The 20,464-nt window shown below is 55.5% G+C and carries 20 protein-coding genes; 4 read left to right on the top strand and 16 right to left on the bottom strand.

The features are described from left to right. Together B3Y70_RS16885 and yghU are read right to left on the bottom strand one after the other, a co-directional pair. Positions 1-2,361 (bottom strand): Lon protease family protein (locus tag B3Y70_RS16885; RefSeq protein WP_288590173.1); only part of this gene is annotated, 2,361 nt, incomplete at its 3' end. Between the two features lie 16 nt (positions 2,362-2,377). Beyond that, the gene (gene yghU / locus B3Y70_RS16880; protein ID WP_121206301.1) at positions 2,378-3,250 is read right to left on the bottom strand and encodes a glutathione-dependent disulfide-bond oxidoreductase; all 873 of its coding nucleotides are present in this window, start codon (positions 3,248-3,250) and stop codon (positions 2,378-2,380) included. 146 nt (positions 3,251-3,396) lie between these two features. Between yghU and B3Y70_RS16875 the strand changes: the two genes are divergently transcribed. The 3 genes from B3Y70_RS16875 to B3Y70_RS16865 are packed head-to-tail and all read left to right on the top strand — an operon-like array spanning position 3,397 to position 7,750. Then, entirely contained in the window at positions 3,397-4,134 is a 738-nt protein-coding gene (locus B3Y70_RS16875) for an ABC transporter ATP-binding protein (RefSeq protein WP_023008133.1), read from the top strand. Positions 4,135-4,138: 4 nt separating this feature from the next. After that, positions 4,139-6,514 (top strand): ABC transporter permease, encoded by a 2,376-nt coding sequence (locus B3Y70_RS16870; RefSeq protein ID WP_011784523.1) that lies wholly within the window; start codon positions 4,139-4,141, stop codon positions 6,512-6,514. A 27-nt stretch (positions 6,515-6,541) separates the two neighbouring features. After that, complete coding sequence (locus B3Y70_RS16865; RefSeq protein ID WP_011784522.1) at positions 6,542-7,750, top strand: efflux RND transporter periplasmic adaptor subunit; 1,209 nt, start codon at positions 6,542-6,544, stop codon at positions 7,748-7,750. Positions 7,751-7,811: 61 nt separating this feature from the next. On the opposite strand, the gene B3Y70_RS16860 is transcribed toward B3Y70_RS16865, so the two are convergent. The 5 genes from B3Y70_RS16860 to B3Y70_RS16840 all read right to left on the bottom strand — a co-directional run bounded on the left by B3Y70_RS16860 (position 7,812) and on the right by B3Y70_RS16840 (position 13,080). Continuing rightward, complete coding sequence (locus tag B3Y70_RS16860; protein ID WP_011784521.1) at positions 7,812-8,498, bottom strand: PEP-CTERM sorting domain-containing protein; 687 nt, start codon at positions 8,496-8,498, stop codon at positions 7,812-7,814. Between the two features lie 151 nt (positions 8,499-8,649). Then, complete coding sequence (gene msrB / locus B3Y70_RS16855; protein WP_286896954.1) at positions 8,650-9,843, bottom strand: peptide-methionine (R)-S-oxide reductase MsrB; 1,194 nt, start codon at positions 9,841-9,843, stop codon at positions 8,650-8,652. Positions 9,844-9,939: 96 nt separating this feature from the next. After that, positions 9,940-11,406, bottom strand: coding sequence for a sensor histidine kinase (locus tag B3Y70_RS16850; RefSeq protein ID WP_286896950.1), 1,467 nt, complete (start codon positions 11,404-11,406; stop codon positions 9,940-9,942). Between the two features lie 2 nt (positions 11,407-11,408). Continuing rightward, positions 11,409-12,110 (bottom strand): response regulator transcription factor, encoded by a 702-nt coding sequence (locus B3Y70_RS16845; RefSeq protein WP_286896947.1) that lies wholly within the window; start codon positions 12,108-12,110, stop codon positions 11,409-11,411. A 151-nt stretch (positions 12,111-12,261) separates the two neighbouring features. Continuing rightward, the gene (locus tag B3Y70_RS16840) at positions 12,262-13,080 is read right to left on the bottom strand and encodes an NAD(P)H-binding protein (protein ID WP_199451785.1); all 819 of its coding nucleotides are present in this window, start codon (positions 13,078-13,080) and stop codon (positions 12,262-12,264) included. A gap of 115 nt (positions 13,081-13,195) precedes the next feature. Between B3Y70_RS16840 and B3Y70_RS16835 the strand changes: the two genes are divergently transcribed. After that, positions 13,196-14,179, top strand: a complete 984-nt coding sequence (locus B3Y70_RS16835; RefSeq protein ID WP_286896944.1) for an AraC family transcriptional regulator — start codon at positions 13,196-13,198, stop codon at positions 14,177-14,179. 933 nt (positions 14,180-15,112) lie between these two features. Here B3Y70_RS16835 and B3Y70_RS16830 read toward each other — a convergent pair. From B3Y70_RS16830 to B3Y70_RS16790, 9 genes are all read right to left on the bottom strand, one after another. Beyond that, entirely contained in the window at positions 15,113-15,646 is a 534-nt protein-coding gene (locus tag B3Y70_RS16830) for a GNAT family N-acetyltransferase (protein ID WP_041656717.1), read from the bottom strand. A gap of 95 nt (positions 15,647-15,741) precedes the next feature. Continuing rightward, a complete protein-coding gene (locus B3Y70_RS16825) occupies positions 15,742-16,128 on the bottom strand; it encodes a tautomerase family protein (RefSeq protein ID WP_199451784.1) in 387 nt (128 codons plus the stop codon). An 87-nt stretch (positions 16,129-16,215) separates the two neighbouring features. Beyond that, positions 16,216-16,758, bottom strand: a complete 543-nt coding sequence (locus tag B3Y70_RS16820; RefSeq protein WP_199451783.1) for a DinB family protein — start codon at positions 16,756-16,758, stop codon at positions 16,216-16,218. A gap of 98 nt (positions 16,759-16,856) precedes the next feature. Continuing rightward, positions 16,857-17,168, bottom strand: a complete 312-nt coding sequence (locus tag B3Y70_RS16815) for a CPCC family cysteine-rich protein (protein ID WP_199451782.1) — start codon at positions 17,166-17,168, stop codon at positions 16,857-16,859. Positions 17,169-17,258: 90 nt separating this feature from the next. Continuing rightward, positions 17,259-17,957, bottom strand: a complete 699-nt coding sequence (locus B3Y70_RS16810; protein ID WP_199451781.1) for an aspartate/glutamate racemase family protein — start codon at positions 17,955-17,957, stop codon at positions 17,259-17,261. A 108-nt stretch (positions 17,958-18,065) separates the two neighbouring features. After that, positions 18,066-18,521: a hypothetical protein gene (locus B3Y70_RS16805; RefSeq protein ID WP_199451780.1), complete on the bottom strand. Its 456-nt coding sequence runs from the start codon at positions 18,519-18,521 to the stop codon at positions 18,066-18,068. Between the two features lie 72 nt (positions 18,522-18,593). Then, positions 18,594-18,989 (bottom strand): hypothetical protein, encoded by a 396-nt coding sequence (locus tag B3Y70_RS16800; RefSeq protein ID WP_199451779.1) that lies wholly within the window; start codon positions 18,987-18,989, stop codon positions 18,594-18,596. An 83-nt stretch (positions 18,990-19,072) separates the two neighbouring features. Then, on the bottom strand, positions 19,073-20,095 hold the full coding sequence (locus B3Y70_RS16795) for a hypothetical protein (RefSeq protein ID WP_023009715.1): 1,023 nt from the start codon (positions 20,093-20,095) through the stop codon (positions 19,073-19,075). A 67-nt stretch (positions 20,096-20,162) separates the two neighbouring features. After that, a partial coding sequence (locus tag B3Y70_RS16790; RefSeq protein WP_288590166.1) for a hypothetical protein occupies positions 20,163-20,464 on the bottom strand: 302 nt, incomplete at its 5' end.

Genomic DNA, 20,464 nt, shown 5'->3' with positions numbered 1-20,464 from the left:
GTCTTTGTCCTTGCTTTTGCCAACCTCGGCAAACGCGGCCAGCCTGTCTGCCACGCGTCGGTTAAAGCTGCCCTCAGGGAACACGCCATCAGCATCCGGTTGCCCCGGCTCCAGGCCCGTCAACAACTCAATGGCCTGGTCGATATGGGTAACGGGATAAATGGAGAACCTTCCGTCCTGCACCGCTTCCCGCACCGATTCATTCAGCATCAGATGCTCCACATTGCTGGCCGGCAACAAGGCACCCTGGCTGTTTACGCCGCCGTCCTGCCGGCAGACATTGAAGAAGCCTTCAATCTTTTCGTTGACGCCACCCACCGCCTGCACCTCACCATGCTGGTTCATGGAGCCGGTAACCGCCAGGGACTGCTTGAGCGGAACGCCGGCGATGGCGGACAACAACACACAGGTTTCCGCCACCGAGGCAGAATCCCCTTCCACGCCACCGTAGGATTGTTCAAAGGCCAGACTGGTCGACAGTGACAGCTCATTCATCGGCGCATAACGATTGGCCAGGAACCGGGACAGAATCATCACCGCCTTGCTGTGGATCGGCCCACCAAGCTTGGCTTCCCGCTCGATATCCACCACCTGGCCCTTGCCAGGGCGCGCCGTGGCGGTAATTCGGGTGGGCTGACCAAAGCGGGTGGCGCCTAACTGCAGTACCGACAGACCATTCACCTGCCCCACCTGCTCGCCCTGAGTGGCAATCATCACCACACCCCGGCGAATCTGCTCCAGACTGCGCTCACGGACCCGGCTCGCCCGGTAGTCCCGCTCGTCAATGGCCTGCTGAACATGGCTGGCGCACACCTGCGGGCTGTTGGCCACACCAGCCCAGTGGTCCGACTCGGTGAGCAGATCTTTCAGTACTCGATCATGGGCCGTCAGCTTGTTCTGATCGCTGGCCAGACGGCTCGCGTGTTCAATCAACCTGGCAACCGCCTCCCTGTTCAGGGCTCTTACGCCAGCCAACCGGGCCATGGTGGCAATCATCCGGGCGTAGAGTAAGTAGCTGGCCTCATCCCGCTCCATGTCGTCTTCAAAATCCGCTTCCACCTTGAACAGGTCCAGAAAGTCCGGATCGTAGTGGGACAGCAGGTAATACAACATCCGGTCGCCAAGCAGCACCACCTTTACCGAAAGCGGAATCGGCTCCGGTTGTTGGCTTACCGTGGTGGCGAGGCCATACAAGCGCTCCAGGGATTCGATGCGGATCTCGCCGGAAAAGAGTATGCGTTTGAGGCTTTCCCAGGCCATGGGCTGCGACAGTACCCGCCGAGCGTCGAGGATCAGGTAGCCACCGTTGGCCCGATGCAGAGCCCCGGCCCGAATCAGGGTGAAATCCGTGTACAGGTTACCCTGGTGGGCCCGGTGTTCGATCTGGCCCGCCAGGTGCTGGTGGTTGGGAAGATCTTCATAGATGACGGGGGCCCCACGGGTCTCGGCATTATCCACCAGCAGATTCACCCGGTAACGGTTCAACAACCCTGCCGGTGCGCCGTTTTCGGTATCCTGAAAGGCCTCGGCATGCTCCACCACATCCTCTCGAACCGCGTCCAGGTGCGCGACCACGGCCGGCACATGCGCCCACTTCTCGCGCAGCTCACCCATGGGCCCGCCCAGGGTAAGCTGGACCATTTCCTCATTCAGGGCATGGACCCGCTCCCGAACTTCCTTGCGCAGCCGGGGCACCTGCTGTATGGCCTGCTGCAGCTTTTTCTGGAGGTCTTCCACCTTGGATTCCACCAGTTCCTTTTCTTCATCGGAGAAGGTCTTGTATTCCTCAGGCTCGATCACCTCGCCGTTGCGCATGGGCGCAAAGGTAAAACCTGCCGGGGTGGTGAGCATGGCTATATTGTTGGCGTTTGCCTCTTCCTGAATCGCAGACAGGCCTTGCTGCTGGCGCCGGGTAACCTCTTCCTGCAGTTCCTGAATACGGGCCTGGTACTCCTCGCTTTCAAAAGTGGCCGGTATGGTGGACTTCAGTTCGTTGGCCAGTTCGCTCATATCGGCCTTGAATATGCGACCTTCCCCCGGCGGCAGCTCGATGGCCCCGGGTTTGTCCGATTGCTGAAAATTGAACACATGACACCAGTCCGACGGCACCGGTTTTTCCGCGGCATGGCTGGCCAATACCCGCCGTACCAGCTCATGCTTGCCGGCACCGGAGGGCCCCAATACGAACAGGTTAAAACCCTGGGCCTTCATGCTAGCCCCGAATTCCAGGGCACGCAGTGCCCGATCCTGACCGAATGGCAGAGCCAGATCTTCCAGGCTTTCCGTGGTTTCAAAATCCAGTTTGTCCAGCGGGCACCGATGGTAGATCCGGTCTTCGGTAAGTGCGTCGGGCAGAGCCATCCGTCCTCCTTATGGCTTAGGCGTTGCCTTCCAGTTTGTCCTGGGTGCGCAAATCAAAATCGCTGGCATCGTGCCGCTCGTGCAGTTGGGAGGCAAGATCGCCCCAGGCCTTGTTCACCATACGGCCACGCTTAACTGCCGGGCGCTTGGCCACCTCGTCGGTCCAGCGAACCACGTTGGTATAGGTGTGGGCTTCCAGGAATTCGGCCGCCTCGTACACCATGTTTTTCACCAGGGCTCCGTACCAGGGCCAGATGGCCATGTCGGCGATGGTGTATTCATCACCGGCAATGTACTGGTTATCCGCCAGCTGACGATCGAGCACGTCCAACTGGCGCTTCACTTCCATAGTGTAGCGGTTGATGGGGTACTCGTACTTTTCTGGCGCGTAGGCATAAAAGTGACCAAAGCCGCCTCCCAGGAAAGGCGCACTGCCCATCTGCCAGAACAGCCAGTTCATGGTTTCGGTGCGTTTGGCCGGGTCCCTGGGCAGAAACGCATCAAACTTTTCCGCCAGGTAGAACAGAATGGAACCAGACTCAAAAACCCGGATGGCCGGGTCCACACTGCGATCCAGCATGGCAGGGATCTTGGAGTTGGGATTCACCTTCACGAACCCGCTGCTGAACTGATCCCCTTCGGTGATTCGAATCAGCCAGGCATCGTATTCCGCCTCCTTTATGCCTTTTTCCAGCAGCTCCTCAAGCATGACCGTTGCTTTCACACCGTTGGGCGTTGCCAGGGAATAAAGCTGGAACGGATGCTCCCCCACCGGCAGCTCTTTTTCATGGGTAGGGCCGGCGATGGGGCGGTTGATGTTAGAGAACTTGCCGCCGTTGTTCGGATCCCATTTCCAGACTTTCGGAGGTGTGTAAGTTGGGTCACTCATTCCGTTTTCTCCCATTGGCTTTACAGGGTTAGTGGCATGACTGTAACCGAATCCGGCACGGGTACGCACGTGGAATACGTCTGCGCGGGATCAATAATCGGTCATCGGTATTGGGCTATACTCGGCTCTGGATCAACTGGACTGCAATGGAACCTGCCATGGCGTGTCACGCCGACCGGACCGCTCCTGTCTTTCAAACGAAAGGCCTGACCAAAACCTACCGTCAGGGCGATGTGGAAGTACATGCCCTGCGGGGGGTCGATATCAGCCTTTATCCTGGGGAGCTGGTAGTGATGCTTGGCGCCTCAGGCTCAGGCAAATCCACGCTTTTGAACATTCTGGGCGGACTGGATGTGCCCACCACCGGCGAAGTTCGTTATCAGGACATCGACCTGGCCGGCGCCTCAGACCGGGAGCTTACCCGCTATCGCAGGGATTATGTCGGGTTCGTGTTTCAGTTCTACAACCTCATCCCCAGCCTGACCGCCCGCGAAAACGTCATCGCCGTGACCGAGATTGCCCGTGACCCCATGGCGCCGGAAGAAGCCCTGGACATGGTGGGCCTGGCCAGTCGCCTGGACCATTTCCCGGCTCAGCTTTCCGGTGGCGAGCAACAAAGAGTGGCCATTGCCAGAGCCATATCCAAGCGACCCCGGGTGCTGCTGTGCGATGAGCCTACCGGAGCACTGGACTCGGCCACCGGTATACTGGTCCTCGCGGCATTGGAACGGGCAAACCGGGAAACCGGCACGACCACGATAATCATCACCCACAATGCTTCAATCGCGAACATGGCGGACAGAGTGATCACCCTTTCAGATGGCGTGATCAGCGGTGAGCACCGCAACTCAGAACGCCAGGACCCGAACACCCTGAGCTGGTGATGCCATGATTTTCGGGCCGAGCGTACTGCACACCAAACTGAGACGGGAAATCTGGCAGATGCGCGGCCAGCTGCTGGCGATCGCGCTGGTGATTGCGGGCGGGATCGCGGTTTGCCTGATGTCTCTGGTCAATTACTCCTCCCTGACAGCCACCCGGGATCAGTACTATCAGGAGCACCAGTTTGCTGATGTTTTCGTTTCGGTAAAACGGGCCCCCCGCCATGTGCTGCAAACGGTTTCCGAGCTACCGGGTGTGACCCGCCTGAGCGGCCGGGTGGAAGGCGCCGCAAAGCTCAATCTCCCCGATTACGATGAACCTGTGTCGGCCCACCTGGTGTCTGTTCCTCCGGCCGGCCAACCCGAGGTAAACCAGCTGTATGTCCGGCAAGGTCGACTGCCAAGCGCCACCCACGCCAATGAAGTCGCAATCATTGGCAGCTTCGCGGATGCGCACCAGCTCACTCTGGACGACAGTTTCAACGCCATCATCAATGGCCGACAACAAACCCTGAAAATCGTGGGCATTGTCGAGTCGCCGGAATTCATCTACGTGATACCTCCGGGGGGCATGCTTCCGGATTATCAGCGCTTTGGCGTGCTCTGGCTGAATCAGGAAGCACTGGCCGCCGCCATGGACATGCGGGGTGCCTTCAACAGTCTGGTGCTGCAGATCGACCCGCGGCATCCTGTGGAAGATGTGATCGACCCACTGGACCGGTTGCTGGCGCGCTACGGCAGTACCGGTGCGTTCGCCCGGGCTGACCAGTTCTCACACCGTTTTCTCAGTGACGAGCTCGAGCAGCTGAAGGCCATGGCGATTATCTTTCCGTCCATTTTTATGGGCGTCGCCATGTTTCTGCTCAATGTGGTGGTGACACGCCTGATCAGTACCCAGAGGGAAATCGTCGCCATTCTCAAAGCCTTCGGCTACAGCAATGGCCAGATCGGCTGGCACTATAGCCAACTGGTGCTGGCCATTGCGTTTACCGGGCTTGCCATCGGCTGCGCCAGTGGCCTCTGGCTGGGGCATCGGTTGGGAGAGCTGTATATGGATTACTACCGCTTCCCTTCGCTACTGTTCCGAATCAATCCCTGGTGGCTGGCGTTACTGGCCCTGATCAGCATGGCAGTTGCACTGCTCGGCGGCTGGCGCTCCATCCGCGCTGCGGCCGCCCTGCCCCCGGCGGAAGCCATGCAGCCCGAGAGCCCCGCCCGATACCGGATTACCATTACCGAACGGCTGCTGGGCTGGGTGCGCTTTCATCAGCCTTCACGCATGATCGTCAGGCAGCTCGCCCGCAAGCCAGGCCGAACCGCCCTCTCGGTATTTGGCATTGCCATGGCCACGGCCATCGTGGTGGTGGGCAATTTTCAGTTCAGCTCTGTTTCGCTGATGGTGCACACCCAATTCGCCCGGGTGCAGAAGCAGGACCTGACCGCCACACTCACCGACCCGGTCAACCCGACCGCACTTTACGGAATGGCGCGCCAATCCGGTGTGCGTTACGTCGAAGGACGCCGGGCCGTTACCGTAGAGCTGGTTAACGAACACCGCAGATGGCGCACGGTGCTCACCGGCTTGCCCCGGGACGCCAAACTGCAATTTGTGGTTAACCAGGATCTGGAGAACGTGGCCATTCCTTCTGCCGGCCTGTTGGTAACCGACTTTCTGGCCAAGGCCCTGAATGTTGAGACCGGAGACACAGTTCGGGTGCGAGTGCTGGAAGGCCGACGCCCGGAACTGGACCTCACGGTGGCTGGCGTTACCAGCGAGTTCCTCGGTGTGGGCGCCTACATGAATCTGACCGCCATGAACAAGGCGCTGCGTGAAGGCCCGAGAGTGAACCAGATGCTGATGAATCTGGCGCCGGAGCAAACCAACACCGTCTACCAGGAACTCCGGGATACGCCGGGAGTGATGGCCACCAATCTGCGACAGGCAATGCTCGACAGCTTCTTCGAGACTCTCGCGCGCACCTTCCTGACCTACACCTTCATCATCAGCCTGCTCGGCGGCATTATTGCTTTTGGTGTGATCTACAATACCGCGCGGATTTCCCTGGCCGAACGAGGGCGAGACCTGGCGAGCTTGAGAGTACTGGGGTACAGCCACAACGAAGTCGCCCACATTCTGCTCGGAGAACTGGCCATACTGCTGTTACTGGGAATTCCTCTGGGTTGGGCGGTTGGTTTTGGATTGGCAAGTTTTGTGGTTACCGCGATGCAGACCGAACTCTATCGCGTTCCCCTGGTCCTGACCGGCCAAACCCTGGCATTGGCGGCCAACGTGGTCATTTTGTCGGCATTGATTTCCGGCTTCATCACCTGGTGGCGACTTCGTAAACTGGACCTTGTCGCGGTTCTGAAAACCCGGGAATAATGCACACACACTCACATGGGACCCAACATGGCGACACAACGCATCTCAAAAGGAAAATGGGCCTTCTGGCTTTTGATGGCCTCAGTAGCCGCCATCGTCTTCGCGCTTATCCTGCGGCCAGAGCCCGTTTGGGTTGACCTTGCCCCCGTCGAGCGCGGCCCCATGGAAGTGACCATTCTTGAAGAGGGCAAAACCCGGGTCAAAGATCGCTATCTGATTTCCTCCCCTGTGGCCGGCTATATTCACCGGGTTCAGCTGGACGTAGGCGACGCGGTGATTCCCGGGGAGCTACTGACGTTTGTGGACCCGACGCCCGCCAGCATCCTGGACGCCCGGACCCGCGCCGAAGCCGAGGCTCGGGCAGCCGCCGCCCAGGCAGCACTTCAATCCATCCAACAAAAGGTTCAGGCGGCGGAGGCTGATGCTGAGTTCGCTCAGAATGAATACCAGCGCCTGCTCGCTCTGGAAGAATCCCGCTTTGTCTCCACCGAACAGTTACAACAGGCGAAATCCACGGCAGCCCGGGCACAGGCAATCCTGCGTTCCGCCCGCTTTGATGAAGAGGTGGCCGCCCATGAACTGGCCGCCGCTCAAACCCGGCTGCAGATTTCAACCGCGTCCTCCAATGGTCAGAAACCTGCCGAGCGGGTCGCCGTGCGCTCTCCGGTTAACGGCGCGGTTCTGGCTCTGGTTCGCCAGAGCGAGGGCGTCATCCAGGCCGGCGAGCCGATACTGGAGGTCGGAGACCCTGGCGCTCTGGAAGTGGTGGTCGAGGTCTTGAGTTTTGATGCCGTCAAACTGGAACCCGGCCTTGGCGTGCGACTGAGTGGCTGGGGCGGGCCGGTACTGGAAGCAACGGTTCGTCGTATCGAGCCTATCGGGTTTGAGGATGTATCCGCTCTGGGCGTGGAAGAACAACGGGTTCAGGTTATTGCCGATATGGTCAGCCCACGGGAGCAGTGGCGACAGCTGGGAGACGGCTACCGGGTGGACGCTGACTTTATCCTGTGGCAAAGCGAAGACACCTTGCAGGTACCCACCTCAGCTATCTTCGAATACAACGGCGCTTCTGCGGTTTTCATGGTTGAGAGCGAAACGGCTAGACACCAGACAGTCACGACAGGACCATCCAACGGTTTAATGACCCAGGTAACGCAGGGACTGCAGGAGGGCGTTCGGGTGGTCCGGCACCCCGGCCGTGGCCTGGAAGACGGCGATCAGGTCCGGGTGCGTTAACGCAACCCCCTGAATGGAACGAAGCCGGCACATAGTGTGCCGGCGTCCGTCTTCAATGGGATCAGGCTTTCGTTCTGCGCGAGAAGCCCAGCCCAGCCAGACCAAGGCCGAGCAAAAGAAGGCTGGCTGGCTCAGGCACTTTCGCGGCGGACGAGAAGGAGGCTGAAAACGCCAGGTCGCCGTAGTTCGACCCGGAACTCCAGCTCTGGGTATCCCAGGTACCGGCACTATTGCCGTTGTTCTGCCAGAAAAAGCCACCGTCCAGATAGGCAGACTCGTCACGCAGGGAGCCTGCATAGGCGGTACCAGTCTGGCCATCGAACAAGCCGGTCGAACTGATAAACGCGATGTAGTCGTTACCCCCGACAAGATTCAACCCGCCGGTGTTGAAGGTAAACTCTTCCATACCATCAAGACCACCGTTGTTGGTTGAGGACACAGCGGCACTCTGGAAAAGCACGGAGCCGGTCGCGCGGGTGGTGGCAGCATCCCAGTCCATTACATAGAAAGCAAAGTCCACGTAATCGGGGTTCACTCTGTCGTTCAGGAAGAACGTCCAGCTATCCAGCTGGGTTTCAGAACCGCCCACCTTGAAGGTTTGTCCGTACGTAGCACTGTTAGATTCACCGAAGGCGGCTATTTCGCTGGAGCCATTCCAGCCAGATACGGTTTCAATAACACCCGCGTTGGCAACGCTAGCGAGCCCGGACACTACAACAACAGAAAGCGCTTTGCCCAACTTGTTCATCTGTACTTCCTTATTTGGTTCTTCCAGAGATAATGACGTTGCCAGCAAGGAAGCACATAGCGTGCCTATTTATATCTTATTGATATAAAACACCTTTATTAGAACAGAAAGCCAGTTATGTAAATTATTCCGACGCTATTATCGCGCAATCTTACTCGACAGCGTCGATCCATTTGCCATACCCCGCGGCTTCCATTTGCTCCAGCGGGATGAACTTCATGGCTGCGGAATTCATACAATAGCGCAATCCCGTCGGCGCCGGACCATCGTCAAAGACATGGCCCAGATGAGAATCAGCATGGGCACTGCGAATCTCCGTCCGGGTCATGAAAAACGACTTGTCCTCACGTTCTACCACTGCCTCTGGCGTAATCGGGCGAGTGAAGCTAGGCCAGCCGGTACCGGACTTGTACTTATCCCGTGAGGAGAACAGCGGCTCACCGGAAACGACATCCACATAAAGCCCCGCCCTGGTGTTGTCCCAGTAGGTATTGTTGAAGGCGGGTTCAGTACCATCCTCCTGCGTGACCTCATACTGCATTTCCGTCAAACGCTGCCGAAGAGTCTTGTCATCCGGTTTTTGAAAACGTTCGGGGTTAAAACCCCCGCTTGCCGCCGCTTCTGTCGGATCGGCCTCCGCAGGCATCGAGTCATTGACTCCGGTATTGGGCTGATAGCGCGAGAAGTCCAGCTCATAATCCTCGCCATAGACCTCTTCAATAAACTGATAACGCCCCGAATTGAAGGTATAGAACTTGTAGCGGACCGGATTCTTCTTGTAGTAGTCCTGGTGGTATTCCTCCGCCGGATAGAATCTCTTGAGCGGCTCAATGGGGATCACCACCGGTTTGTCATAGACGCCGGAAGCCTCCAGCGCCTGCTTTGCCGCCTCTGCGAGGCGCTTCTGCTCCTCGTTGTGGTAAAAAATGGTGGGCCGGTACTGCCGACCACGGTCAACGAACTGGCCCTCCAGGTCGGTCGGATTCATCATTCGCCAGAGGCCGGCCAGCAAGCCTTCATAGGTCATTTTGTCCGGGTCGTAATATACCTGGACGGCTTCAGTGTGGCCTGTACGCCCGGAAGAGACCTGTTTATAGGTCGGACTTTTTTCTTCTCCACCAGCGTAGCCAGACACTGCCTCGACAACACCAGGAATCTTTTCGTAGCCGGCTTCCACGCACCAGAAACAGCCGCCAGCAAAGGTCGCCACGGCCAGATCCGGATCATCCGGTGCGTAGGCATTACCTGCACTATCCACTCGCTCTGCTGCCACCTGTGCCGCAAAAAGACCGGCGGCGGAGACCAGCGCCAGGGCGGAAAACAGGCCTATAACTTTGCGTTTCATGACACTTCTCCTCGCTTGAATCCATAATCGCAGCCTAGCGATCTGAATTCACAAAAACGTTCAGCAACTATCACAAATCTATAACGCAGCGGAAAGCTAGCTGGAGGAAGCTAACGGTAGCCAGAGGGTAAAGACAGCACCGTTCGCATTGTGCGCTGAGAGCCTGCCATGCTGCAGGACGACCAAGCGCTGGGCGATCGCAAGTCCCAGGCCGGCATGCCCGGTGCGTTCGGCTCCGGCGGCCTGGTAGAAGGGGTCAAACACCTGGCCAAGGTCTTCTTGGCGGATGCCAGGCCCAGCATCAGCAACAGTGATCTCTGCTCCACCATCCCGTACTGACATCGTGAGTATGACTCTTGTATTCCGCGGAGAATGGGCGATGGCATTGCTGATGAGATTGTCCAGAACCCGCTCTGTCATCGCGATATCCGCCAGCACGCTCTCGGTCTCTGTCGCCGAAATGGTGAGTTCAACACCAGCTCGTTCTGCCGCAGGCCTATGCTTCTGAACGACGTCGTAGAGCAACTCAGCCATGACAAACGGCTCGATATCCGGCTGTTTTTCACGGGCATCCAGGGCGGCCAGTTCGAACAACTCCTCAACCTGCCTGCCCAACCGGTGTGTTTCTGACAGGGCCACCGCCAGGAACCGGCCTCGCTCCTCAGCTTCCAGGGTCTCATGCTTCATCCGCAGCGCTTCCAGGTAGCCCTGAATTGACGCCAGCGGTGTTCGAAGATCGTGAGACACCTGAGCAACCAGCTGTCGACGCTGGGCGTCTTTGTGCTTCAGGAGGTCCAGCTGCGCCACAATGCGGCGCGCCATGAGATCAAACCGAGAGGCCAGGTAATCAATGTCGTCGCCCTTCTCGGCCAGTGGAGGGCTTTGTTCCGAGGACAATTCCCGTTCAAACGACTCCACCCGTTCAGTCAGCCGGGACAGCCGCCGCGTTAACATTCGGAAGAACACCAACCCGGCCAGGAGCCCCACGAGCAGGCTCACCGCCAGGGCGCCTGCGCCCATCTGCAACAACCGGTTGCTGTGAACCATGCTCTCCGCGAGGTCGAATTCTTCGCCCCTCAGAACCACATAAAGGTAGCCGGCAGGGGCGGCTGCCGAGGGAACGGGGGTCACAGAGAACACTTTTTGCCGATCATGACTACGAGGGTCGTCCCCCGGCAGAGGATAGGCGTCCGGGTTTTCGAGCAGTGTCTGGATTGGTCCGAGGGATACCCGATTGCGCTTGATTCGGTCCGGATCGGCGGAATAGGCAAGAATGGCCCCGTCGGTATCCAACAGGTAAATCTCAAGGCTGGGATTGATCGTCATATACAGCTCGAACAGCTGCTTCAGGGCATCCCGATTCAACTGGCCATCGGTGACCAGGTTTCGGTCAGAGACCAGATTCTGCGCCAGATTCCGGTTCAGTTGCTGGTTAACGGCAGCCGAATACTCCCTGACCGAGGCCAGGCTCAGCAAAGTGAATAGCCCGCCCACCACCAACAGCAGCAGGAACAGACCAATGGCCAGCCTCGCATACAGGGTTCGAAGCACGGAAAGGCCCATGGTTAATCCATAAACCGATAGCCCACGCCCCAGACCGTCTGAACGTAACGCGGTTCGGCCGGATCGGGCTCAATCTTGTTACGCAGGCGGTTGATATGGGTGTTTACGGTGTGCTCGTAGCCGTCGTGATTGTACCCCCAGACGGCATCCAGCAATTGGGCCCGGCTGAAAACCCGGCCACGATGGGAAGCAAAGTGCCACAGAAGATCGAACTCACGGGCGGTCAGATCGAGCTCGCGGCACTCCAGGAACACCCGGCGCCGAACCGGATCAATCCGCAGCCCGTCCGCCTCAATCTCCGCCACATCGTCTTCGGCTGAGCTCTTCCGGGAGAGCGCGTCCACGCGCTGGAACAGAGCTTTGATGCGAGCGGACAGTTCCGCCACGCTGAAAGGCTTGGTGAGGTAGTCATCCGCCCCCATTTCCAGCCCCAGCACCCTGTCCAGCTCGGTGCTCTTGGCGGTCAGCATGAGCACCGGCACATAACCCGCACTGGAGCGTATTTCCCGGCACACCGCCAGGCCATCCAGGCCCGGAAGCATGAGGTCCAGAATCACCAGGTCAATACCACCGTCCCGGAAACGCGCCAGGCCGCTGTCGCCCCGGTCCCGAAGAACCGCTGTCATGCCCAGGTCGGATACCTGCATGCGGACCAGTTCGCCGATACCGGGATTGTCTTCGATTATCAATACCGTGCGCGGCATGCAGCTGAGGGCTCCTTTCGGTCAACACTGGCTGTCAATCCAGTATTATCGTCAGTCCTCTGAGTCTATCGTGGAAAGTTCACAAAACCATAAACTTCTTCATAAACTCCGGACACAGACAATATCGAACCTCAAGCAAGCGATCACCCAATCACCACACCCCCGTAGGCACAACGTCAGTGACATAGTCTCTGAACCGGCGCGCAGGCCGCCCCAGCACTTCTTCAACCGTTTGAGTGGTGCTTTCATTGCGGCCATCAAGAATGTTCACAAACAGTTCGTTGATCAGCCACGCCATGTCGTCTGCCATACCCAGCGCCCTGGCGCCATCCAGATAGGCCTCCACCGGTAACGGCGTAAACCGGATCTCACGGCCAGTGGCCGCAGCAATCGCATGCACACACTCCTCGAACGAGAGCAGCTCCGGACCGGTAACTTCCAATACCTGGTTTTTCAATGCGGGATTGGTCAGCGACGCTACCGCCACACTGGCCAGGTCATCCACATCGATGAATGGTTCTCTGGCGTTGGGCCTGGGGAGCACCAGCTCACCCGCCTGCAGGCCCTGCAGCATAAAGCTTTCACTGAAGTTCTGCATAAACCAGCTGGCGCGAACCACGTTCCAGTCCAACCCGCTGCTTTCCAGTACCTGTTCTGCCCGCCGTGCGCCGGCCTCTCCACGCCCCGACATCAACACCAGGTGCGCCACACCCTGCTGTTTAGCTTCCGCCACAAAGGCACGCACATCCGTTTCCGCCGCCGGCACCGCGAGATCCGGGAAATACGTAACGTAGGCAGCACGCACTCCCTGAAGTGCCGCGGCCCAGGTACTGCGGTCTGCCCAATCGAAGGGGATAGGGGAAGAGCGTGACAGGCCGCGCGCCTCCAGCCCCATCTCACCCAGTTTTGCCAATACCCTGGAACCGGACTTACCGGTGGCGCCAACAACAGCGACGACTTCTGATGTCATGGTTTGGTCCTCGTTAAACGATCACTGAAGGTTCCAGTTTACGAGGACAAAAACTGATGCTTAATGCTTTTCTATCTACTATATTTTGCAGATCGTCCAAAACCCGTGAGAAACAATGATCCCTGAACTTGAGCGGCGCATGCCGACAACCTCCGATCCACTCGGCGAGACGCTGTGTTCACTTCGTATGGACGGTACCGTCTACGCGACTGCCGAACTGATTAGCCCGTGGGGCATGGAGATGCCGCCGCTCGGGGGCAAAATGATGTTTCACATCGTCACCCAGGGAAGCTGCTGGTTGCGTTTCAAAGACCAGGATAGCCTGCTCCTTAAAACGGGCGACCTGGCGCTGGTACCCAAAGGGGAAGGCCACTGTATCTCCCATAGTAACAATCAGCCGTGCGAGCCCTTTTTTGATATTCCCGTCACCCGGCTGACAGACCGCTTTGAGTTCATGCGCTATGGCGGGGCCGGCACGGAAGAACAGCGCACGGGCGAAGAAGAAACCCGACTGACCTGCGGCGTGCTTGGCTTCGACCAGATTGCGGCTCAGAAGCTCATTCGTGAATTGCCACAGTGCATTCACATCAAAGGCGACGATGGCGCCCTGCCCGCCGAGCTTACAACGCTGATACAACTGATGGAGCAGGAAGCCCGCGCACTATCACCCGGCGGAGTCACAGTGATGGCCCACCTGGCAGATATCATCGTGATTCAGGCCATACGACACTGGATCAACTCAAGCGCGGAAGCCAGCAAAGGCTGGCTGGGCGCGCTGAAAGATCCGAAACTGGGCAAGGCTCTGGCGGCCATACACGCACACCCTGAGGCTGACTGGACAGTCAGCCGGCTGGCCAAGCACGCGGGCATGTCCCGCTCGGGGTTTTCCGCCCGGTTTACCGAGGTGATAGGCACTTCAGCAAAACAGTACCTGACCGAATGGAGGATGAACCTGGCGCGTCTCAGAATTGCTCAATCACCCGTGACACTGACCGAGCTGGCTGAAGAGCTGGGGTACCAATCCGAAGCGGCGTTTTCGAGAGCTTACAAGCGGGTTTTCGGGGTGCCACCACTGCGGCGGAAAGGCTGCGAAAGGTAAACACATAATGAGCCCGATTTTCCCGCCCACGGTTCTATGGTTCAGACTTGAGTACCTCAGACCGATCCCTCTCGTACTCTTCGTATGACTTACTGGAACGTTGGATGCACTCATCATACTGAGGGGGTGGCACACTGACACATTCCTGTCGGTTGTTTCGCTGCACATTGTCATACACGGCTTTGCTGCTACAGCCAGCAACCAAGACACACACCAGCAGTAAATACAGAGTTTTAGTCACGTTCATCATCCAGTTAGTGCGTAGAGTTTGTGGCATAGGAACCAAAGGGCCGCATTCCAGATCAACGTGATGCCGGCATCGTAGCCATCAACCTGGTTACATGCACAAGTCTCGCAAGCTCCTGAAGACCCGAACCTCAGTTCCCCGAGGTGCATTTTCCTGGGTCAACCAGATAGCCTTAAGACCTAACCACATTGCGGGCTTAATATCTTTAACGAAGCTATCGCCCACCACTGCCGTTCGAGTGACGCGGCTTGTTAATAATTGACCCAACTCCGAGGGTAACGCAAACGCCAGATTACCGACATCACATCAGCAAACCTCAAGCGACCAAGTAACACCAGAGCCAAAAAGACTCCCTGGACGCAAATGATCATTGCCACGACCAATAGCAAAACCATTGTGACCGCAAAGAATGCGGTCGGATCGCCGGGTTGTGCTGCTTCAGCGACATCAATCTCAAACGAGGTCGCCAAGAGCGGAACCAAAGTGAAGTACCATAGGCCAATACCGATCACTATTCCCGAACCCGAAGCTACATTTGAACAGAATCGATAGTAGGGCTTTAGCCTTCCAGCGTCATGAAGAAACTTCCGTATGCGACCCATATTCAGCTGATATTTAACGCCTTGGTTCAGTGGCGACTACGGAGCGCAGTGTATCCGGTGCAGGGCCGCCAGGCTTGAAACGATCTACGACAACTTGTTATGCAATGCCCAGTCGTCGCACGTCATTCGATATACCCGCACAGCTCGGGCATGGAATTCTCGAATCGTATAATCTCTGAACCCAACCTTCTCCGTCACCCTAACAGAGGCTGTGTGCTCCGGCTCGATAATAACAATTACCGACTCGCGGTGTGTTTGATCGAAAGCATACTGGAGAACACCTTTTACAGCTTCTGTGGCATACCCCTGGTGCCAGAACCTGCGCGCCAGCCGATAACCTAGATTGAATTCTTCGACATCGCCAACCAACTCAGGCCCAATGCCACAGAAGCCGATAAAATGCCCAGACTCCTTCTCACAAAATGCCCATGGCCCTATTCCCTGAGAGGCGTAACACTCAAGGCACCAATCAACGAACTTTCGAGTAGCTTCCTCGTCGCAAACTCCGCGAACGGAGAATTTCATGACTTCCGGATCACTGAGCATTGCGGTGAGCACCGGGACATCCTGATGGGATAGCTTCCTTGCAACCAACCTCTCTGTTTCAAACAATGACACCGCTCTCTCCCTGTGCTTCACGCCAGCAATAAAAGGCGCCCTGAAAAGGGCCTCCGGTGGGGGGCCTTTGGGCCGGAACGAATTTGATTGCCTTGTTACACATTGACTGAATACTTGAGGTCACACGCCTCATCTCCAGTCATGCCACGAAAGCCCCAACAGTGTGGCGGTTGCTCCTTGATCGTGACTTCAACATCTACGGGTGATATGCCAACCACGGACTCAATCTTCTTGAAGAGTTCCTTGATCAGGGCCTTTTGGGTCTCGGGATTTCGACCCTGCATCATATTGATCTCGATGGCCGTGTAAGCGGGTGTCCTGCCACCAGGATAATAAAAATCCTCGGTTTCCATAGGGATAAAACGATGAACCCGTTTGTCTTCCGGCATCCCAAGTACGGATTGCATACATCCGTGAATGACCTCAGAGAGCTGAGCCTTGATCGGGTTAAGGTGTTCTTTGATTCCATAGATGACTATCACGATGCCTCCTGCAATGTGTAACACCTGGGCTCAGTGGTCGATTTGGAGGCGCACCGCGCCGGAAAACCGGTTCGCTGGAGCCCCTGGTTATACATTGTTCCGATTCGGGATTAGTGCTAGCAAATCCGTTACCCCAACGTCTTCGCCAGATTGCGAAAGTAGCGTAGTTACCTGCCCTCGGTGATGAGTTTGATGGTTGAAGAAATGATAGATCAAGGAGGAAAATCGTTTGGTGGCGGGCACACCCTTGGTATTTTGATAGCTGAGAATAAAATCCAAATTACTATCAGTAAGCCCTGAAATCCATTTGATGATTTTCTCATCTAGCCACTTTCGGTGGCTATACAACTCATCAAGATCTTCGAAAATTATTTGGTTGAGGTTTTTGGGAGCCGCTAGCTCAGTGATTCCACGTAGCGCTTCAGCGCTTGCTGGATGCGCAGCAAACCTCTTGAGCCAAATCGTATCCCCAACAACGATATGATTTAGCGTACCCAATATTGACCCAAAGAAGGCGCTTCGATCTTCCAAAAGAGCCGCTTTGCTCAGGTTGCCTGCGGCTCCATATACCTTCCCATTCATCCACCGATTGTATTCGGCCATCAGTTCAAAATGTTGTTTCAAGCTCATCTGACTCAGATCCTTCTACTGTATGACGCTTACAGCATGCGCAGCCATGGAACGGAGCCGAAGGCGCAATGCAATGAGCGTCGCCGTGCCTGCATTGATTATGCGTCTTTCACATTTCCCCGAGGATCAACGACGAAATCTACTTTGTCACGCTTCAGTTGGCCGCTATTGGTTGGGGCTTCAAGCAACTGCCAACTTTCGTCTTTTTGGTAATCTTTACTTTCAGGTGTTTCGGCTAAAAATGCATGCTGCGCCTCTCGCAAACTCATGCCATTTGCACCGCCCACGTAGTCTGGATCTGAGCTCTGAACACCATCATCTTCCCATCCGCATAACTCACAAATTTCGTAAGTGCCGCCAGACGGCTCGTCCAGAGTTTTGTAACCACAGCATCTGCACGTGTATCTCAATTAAGCATCCATAGCGCGAAGCTTTGCGGAGTCCTTGTAAGGGAGGCAAAGCCGCAATGAAAAGGGCATTTGGCGGCCGTAGACCGCGAACTAGAGCGATTTGTTATCTAAGTTTTCCATTGAAGCTCGGTGAATGGCATCAATGTGGACCAAAGCACTGTCAACGTATTTGAACCCGCATTCATACCCATTGAAGGCCACGAAAAGATCTGTGCCAGCAAGAACAACAGCTTGAGCACCTTGCTCGTCACACATCTTCTTGCCAGCCTGAAATATGGTCTCTCTTTGGTCTTCGTTTGCAGCACCAGAAACAGCAATGCTCATGTAGGCTTCATGGACTTTGTTTAGGCTATCGCCAGGCGGGACAATGATTTCGGTCTCTCGAAAGCTATCGAACAGCCGTGTCTCCATGACCACCTTGTTGCCCAATACGCCCACCCTTGTGTAGCCGTTTTGAATTAATGCGCTTTCGAGTCCAGACAACGCATTGATAATGGGAATGGGTGATACTTTTTCCAGTTTGGAAATGCAAAAATGTCCAGCTATTGACGTCACCGCCAATGCTTCGGCACCAGCCGCGCTCAAACGATTAGCCAATACTTCAAAAATCCTGACCTGCGCATCGACATCGCCAGCCTGAATGTTGCGTATCAAATCGCTCGCTTGGGCATGGCAAATGGTCAGCTCCATACGGCTATCACCATCTGATGCCTGATCGGCTTTCACCAAGTTACGATAATAGAACTCTGTTGCGGCTGGTCCGATACCACCGATTAGTCCAATGTGCATAGATACCTCCATGTGGTGAGTTCTTCTTAAAGATAACGCTGAAATAAACGGCGGCTCGACAGGGGCGTCCGGTGGAGACCGAAGGCCGGAACCAACTTAATTAACTTGTTACAGGGCATCGGTCAGTTCCTGAATTTGACGCCTACGCAGGGCTTCATAGTCTCGGAAAACCTGATGAAAACGATCCTTTCTTACGAAGGGAAACTGGAGATGGTAGTGACGGCTAAAGCCCTGAACGTGACGAGTTTCTTTGCCGTAGATCGGGTTTTCGTCACACCACTCATTGTTAACGCCACGCACAGTAGCTCTGTAAACGCTAATGGTTTGATCTTTGATATCCACGATGTAGGTGGCAAACGCACCTTTGATCAAGAGATAACCTTTGCATGACGACTGCTCAACAAACTTCGAGTAATCGGTTTGTCCAATCATGACCGGGACATCCCTAAACGTCTCAATTTCACCAAAATTCGTTTTGATCGTCATGCCGTAGGCATCACACCCCATCAGGAATTCTCCGAGAGGGTTGAGTTCAATATGCTCGACTAACGCTTCCCTTCTCATGATCTGCTTTGTGATTCCCTGTAACGCTGAACGACGCGGGGCGTCCTAGGCGTCCGTCTTCCATGACTTGTTTTACGTTCCATTTTTCCACTTCCCTATCAACCCGTATCCAGCAAGCAAAACACCCAAAACCAAAATAGTCCCTACAAAAGCAAAGAATCGATCATCGCCATTAGCTTGGCTTACTATTGGGTCGCCTCCGCGAATCGAAAGCTCCCCTGACAGCAGAGCAAATCCGGCTATGAAGATAAGTACCGCTCCTCCAGAGAGGCTCTTGCTGTATTCGCCAAGGCGTTTGTCTTTTCGCTGTGCTTCTATGAACTCGTCTCTCTCCTTTCCCTCATAGTTTTGGGCTTCAGTAAGTACCTCTTCATGCTCGGCTTTCGTAACCCGAGAGATCCAAAAGGGAGCCGCAAGGAAAACTCCAATAAATCCAAGTGGGATGAGCAGTATTAACAGAAATTCCACGAAAACTTCCTTGTGACGTTTAACGCTCGCATTTGCGGCTAGTTTGGAGCACAGCGGAAAACCAGTCCGACAACATGCTCTTGTTAAGAGGTAGTGGCACGCTCCGCCTCATCAAGTTTCTTTAATGCGAACTCACCCCTTTCAGATACGGGCCGAGATTTATCCGAGATAAAACGCTCAGTAAACGTCCTGGCAACAGAACCTAAACTGTCTAGCTCTCGTATCAGAATCTCAGCTGAAACTCGCCTTACGATAGATGATCGATCTTCAGATGATTTTTTCAATAGTTCGAGCATTGGAGCTTTAACATTCAGCTTGCGCTCAGCAACGACAGGCTTTAGCCGGCCTTCACAATAACGTATATCGGTCCACTCCCATTTCCGGCCTTCCATCCATACAATCCGCCCTTCAAATAGGCTGCGGTATGCTTTAGCTCGAACCGACGGCTGAATCGCAAAACTAGCTATTTCTTCCATTTTTTCGTCAAGAATCGGTGTCCGGCCAAGTTGAGAAAAGAGCGATGGCATAGGCCCAGAAGCCGATGAAATCAACTTAGAACGAAGAGACTTTGCAATTTTCTCTTCACAGATAATTTGAAGAAGAACTTCTTTATCTCCTTCTTCGATCCTGCCCCAAGAGTTCCAATTGGAAAGCGCAATGCTTAGCGCCTCAACGACATAATCAGGATCTGTAGATCCTGCTATCTCTGGTAGTTTTTCTCTTGCAGCCTTGCGAACTTGAGGCACCCAATCATTAAGCCTGCGAACTGCTAGAGAAAAAAAGAATGCATTCGGCGCGGCCCCTGACAGGGCTCGTAGAGCTTTTTCTCGCCTGTAACCATCCCAGCTAATCAGGTCAAGCCAGGTTATAAATTCCTTGGGCTTTGACCAAACCTTCCATTTCGGAGTGCTGGACTCTCTTAACGCCGAAGAAAACTCAGAGCGAATCAAACGCTCCCAGTAGTCAAAGCTGGAAAGAGGCAAATTATCGGTTACATCAATCAGTGCAGACATATCAGCCACGACTTTGCTTCCTGAACGAATTGAGTTTGCAAAGTCTTGTACTGCCGAAATAACCTGGTCTTCGATTGTCTGCAATTGTTGCATTTACTGCTCGCCTCTTAACGCCTTGGGTAAGCTGACAGGACAGAGCGTAGCGGAGTACCGGTCGGCCTCACCTACTGGTATAAATTGCAGCCAAGCTTGAGACCATGCTTTTGATCGATTCGATCTCAGCGTCACGGTCGACTGCCTGGCAGTTGTATGTGATGAACAGAGCCGTTGGCCCACTGGCCACATACCATAGCTGCCAAAATTCATTGTCCGAACCAAATGCTAAAGTGAACCCTTTGAAGTCGCCAGCGGAGGTTTCCGTCAGTTTGGCACCGGCCTCTATGTGCTCTTGCGCCAGCCCTCTTAAGTCTTCTTCCGTGACCATTCCTTCTTTGGAATAGTGTAGTGGTTCAATGATTCCGG

The organism is Marinobacter sp. UBA5687 (assembly GCF_002420325.1).
GTDB lineage: Bacteria > Pseudomonadota > Gammaproteobacteria > Pseudomonadales > Oleiphilaceae > Marinobacter > Marinobacter nauticus.
Note: the sequence above shows the minus strand (reverse complement) of the source record. Positions and strands in the feature narration are given on the sequence as shown.